The sequence below is a fragment of the Microcystis sp. M_QC_C_20170808_M3Col genome, assembly GCF_007095505.1.
In the GTDB taxonomy this organism is placed as follows: domain Bacteria; phylum Cyanobacteriota; class Cyanobacteriia; order Cyanobacteriales; family Microcystaceae; genus Microcystis.
The window spans coordinates 1-3,137 of sequence record NZ_SFBY01000303.1 but is presented as its reverse complement, the minus strand read 5'-3'; the positions used below and the strand labels follow the sequence as shown (position 1 = coordinate 3,137).

The following is a 3,137-nucleotide window of genomic DNA, read 5'->3' as shown; positions in this document are numbered from 1 at the left end:
ATGATGACAATAAGTTATGACTTAGAAACTAATCAACAACTAAAGCTTATGCTTGTAGCTAAGTGAAATCATTGATTAAGAGACCTGTACTTTTCAATAACTTTTTGCCGCAAACCCTACTTAGGGTCTGCTGAATAAATCTAAAAACCTTGTTGGATAATATCTTTAGGCTTTTTTGAAATCAAAAAGTGCTGGGCATGGGAGTGATCGGGGGGAAAATTCAGGGACTTTTTCCCTGAAAATTAGGTAATTGACCACCTCAAAATCGGTAAAACCCCACACCCTACACCCCACACCCCACACCCTGTCCCCACTAAAAGACTTTTTGCCGCAAACCCTACTTAGCATTGCCAAATGACACTAAATCCGGTTATTAAAAACTGATTACCTACTGCCCCTATTGCCTATTGCCTATTGCATGAGTGCCTCTCCTCATAACTAGCCTATATTCAACGGATTTAGTATGATCGGTTAAAATAGAAGAACAAAAGTTGCAATCGAGGTCAATCCGTCGAAGCAAGGAATTTCTAACAGCAATGGGTCAAGAATCCCCCGTCACAGCCTAACTTGACGGGGGGAGTATGTCACTGTTGCAATGCTTTTAAGAAGCGTCCCATAGTGGCAAATAAACCGGACTTTTTGGCTTTATTAGCAGGATTAGAACTATCATTAGGAGTATTACTAGAAGCTTTCAGAATCAGATTTTCTAAAGCTTCGCCCATGGGTTTAGTGGATTGTTCGGAAATTAACTCGTAACCGTCTTCTTTTTCGAGCCAAACTTGCCACAAGGAAGGATAGGAACGATAAACGATCGCTGATTCCAAGGGACGAAAATAATAACAACTTTCTAGGGTACTTAAAAATCTTTCTCGCAATTGTCGGGCCGCGTAACCGATACCCACTACCGATACATCTTCCAATTGGGGAATCAGAAGAACCACGGGGCGCTCTTCGGCCAGGTTACAGAGTTTTTCTACGGAATTAATCTCGACCGAGGAGGGACAAACAACTAAAAAAGCTTCATCTTCGGGCTTAATTTTGTTTTCGATGGGAATAAAACGACTACCTAAATCTCCCAGTTGAAAAACTGTTTCTCCCCAATCCCGTCGAGCTAACATGGCGGCCCCAGTATCGGGAAAAATTACCCTTAAACCAGAACCATAACTGTCAAAAATAGAGCTAAAATCAAGGGCTAAAGCTTGCGCTTGTAGAGCAATTTCTGGGATAACTAATTCCACTTGTACGCGTCTAGCTCCCGATTCTAGAGCCAGTTGGGTGGCGGCTTTTGCTTGCAGGATTGTTTCTTCTAGGGAATTGGGTAGGGTCATTTCAGTTATCAGTTATCAGTGATCAGTGATCAGTTATCAGTTATCAGTTATCAGTTATCAGTTATCAGTTATCAGTTATCAGTTATCAGTTATCAGTTATCAGTTATCAGTTATCAGTTATCAGTTATCAGTGACTACCACTGGTCGTCGGTGGCTTAAAATCAGAAAGATTTTAATTTTTATCCTCTTGTTATTGACCATAAAATTAAGTGATATTGACAGATAAATTTAAATGAAGTATGACGGGATTTGGCATCATCCCCAGCATTAAGATAACTCCTATAAAATACTTTTAGTTTTTAAGAAGAAATTCGGTAATCGGGGAAAAGGTGAGGAGAGAAAGCTTAGGAAAGCTGATAGGAGCCGTGACGTTGGGCATAATAATCGAGAATTGCCGTCACCAAAGAGCGATCGCTTTCCTGAAAAGCCTCGGTATAGTTAATTTCTAGACTACCGATCTGACTTTGGTGATAATCGAATTGTTGGAACTGCTGGGGAGTGAGGTGGGTTTCGACCCCTTGAACCTGTTCTAAATGACTGGCTAACTCCCGATAGATAGCCAAGGGCATTCGCGGATAAATAATGGTTTGTTTTTGTTGAATAGCAATCGATCGCACGGGTTTTACTCTCCTGATTCGGAAACATTATAGCTGATCGAGGCTTGCGGTGCGGCGGCGGGTTCGGGGACACCATCCCCTAAACGACGGGTAATAGTTCGACCGCGTTGTTGTAGGACAATATAGGGGTTATCGGGATTAGTATCGATCGCTTTAACTAAAATTAAACCATTAGAGAGGGTAGAACCGGGGATAACTCGACGTTCCGTGGCTTCTCCCGGGGCTTTCACGATCGCCATGGCAGTGGTAGGTAACTGGACGATGCCCGATACTTGCACTTCTTCTGCTTCCGTCGGTTGCGGTGGTGGTGGCGGCGCTTTCACTATCGGTCGTCCGGGGGTGGGACGATTGCCCCCTGCTGCGGCTGCGGGGGTGGGACGATTGCCCCCTGCTGCGGCTGCGGTAGCCGCCGGAGTCCCAGCTGGGGGTTTTTCTTCCTCTATAATCGTAATATTTGGCTGTAGGGGAAAGGGGGCAAAGGGATCGCTGCGACCGCGATTAATTTCCGCCCGTTTTTGGTCAGGATCGGTAGCAGGAATCAATCCCGCTACCCTTGGGGTGGTTGGTTTGGTAGCCGGTTGTACAGGATTGCTAAAGGCAGCAGGTTGGGCAGCCGGGGGACTAGGAGAGGGGGTGGGGGTTTCTTGGGTAGGCGGTGGGGATTGATTAGCTTGGTTAGAAGCTGGACATCCCACCAACAATAAAGCGACACTCCCCACCGATAGGATTAGCGGCAATTTTTTCATCGAAAATTTTGGGTCTGAAACCCCGTCGTTCTAGGACGGCTTTACCGTTAAATACTAGCACATTTACACGATATATGCCAGAATGTGAAATATGGAGAAAGCCTATTCTTACCGATGATTTTACCCCACACCCGAACAAGAGTCGCTATTGCGGCGCACCTTGGGCTGTGTAAGATTAGTTTACAATAAGGCTCTCCACGAACGAACACAAGCTTGGTACGAAAAGCAAGAAAGAGTAGGATATGCTGAAACTTCTTCAATGCTAACTGATTGGAAAAAACAAGAAGAATTAGACTTTCTCAATGAAGTAAGCTGTGTACCTTTACCACAAGGGTTAAGACATTTACAAACAGCTTTTACTAACTTCTTTGCTGGTCGTACTAAGTATCCTAACTTTAAGAAAAAACATCAAGGAGGAAGTGCCGAATTTACCAAATCTGCTTTTA

The 3,137-nt window shown here is 44.2% G+C and carries 5 protein-coding genes; 1 reads left to right on the top strand and 4 read right to left on the bottom strand.

Annotated features, from left to right (window positions below; translation table 11 throughout):
* Positions 1 to 165 precede the first annotated feature (165 nt).
* From EWV84_RS13600 to EWV84_RS13585, 4 genes are all read right to left on the bottom strand, one after another.
* Positions 166 to 348, bottom strand: a complete 183-nt coding sequence (locus tag EWV84_RS13600; protein ID WP_287078410.1) for a gamma-glutamylcyclotransferase family protein — start codon at positions 346 to 348, stop codon at positions 166 to 168.
* Between the two features lie 236 nt (positions 349 to 584).
* Positions 585 to 1,328: a DUF1995 family protein gene (locus EWV84_RS13595; protein ID WP_287078409.1), complete on the bottom strand. Its 744-nt coding sequence runs from the start codon at positions 1,326 to 1,328 to the stop codon at positions 585 to 587.
* Between the two features lie 344 nt (positions 1,329 to 1,672).
* Positions 1,673 to 1,945, bottom strand: a complete 273-nt coding sequence (locus tag EWV84_RS13590) for a hypothetical protein (protein WP_286824859.1) — start codon at positions 1,943 to 1,945, stop codon at positions 1,673 to 1,675.
* 5 nt (positions 1,946 to 1,950) lie between these two features.
* A complete protein-coding gene (locus tag EWV84_RS13585; protein ID WP_287078408.1) occupies positions 1,951 to 2,691 on the bottom strand; it encodes a hypothetical protein in 741 nt (246 codons plus the stop codon).
* Positions 2,692 to 2,839: 148 nt separating this feature from the next.
* On the opposite strand from EWV84_RS13585, the gene EWV84_RS13580 reads away from it, so the two are divergent.
* A partial coding sequence (locus EWV84_RS13580) for a helix-turn-helix domain-containing protein (protein WP_287078407.1) occupies positions 2,840 to 3,137 on the top strand: 298 nt, incomplete at its 3' end.

Bases quoted from the DNA above. Each gene is read 5' to 3' on its own strand.
- EWV84_RS13600 (WP_287078410.1), bottom strand. From the start codon at position 348: ATGCTAAGTAGGGTTTGCGGCAAAAAGTCTTTTAGTGGGGACAGGGTG.
- EWV84_RS13585 (WP_287078408.1), bottom strand. From the start codon at position 2,691: ATGAAAAAATTGCCGCTAATCCTATCGGTGGGGAGTGTCGCTTTATTG.
- EWV84_RS13595 (WP_287078409.1), bottom strand. From the start codon at position 1,328: ATGACCCTACCCAATTCCCTAGAAGAAACAATCCTGCAAGCAAAAGCC.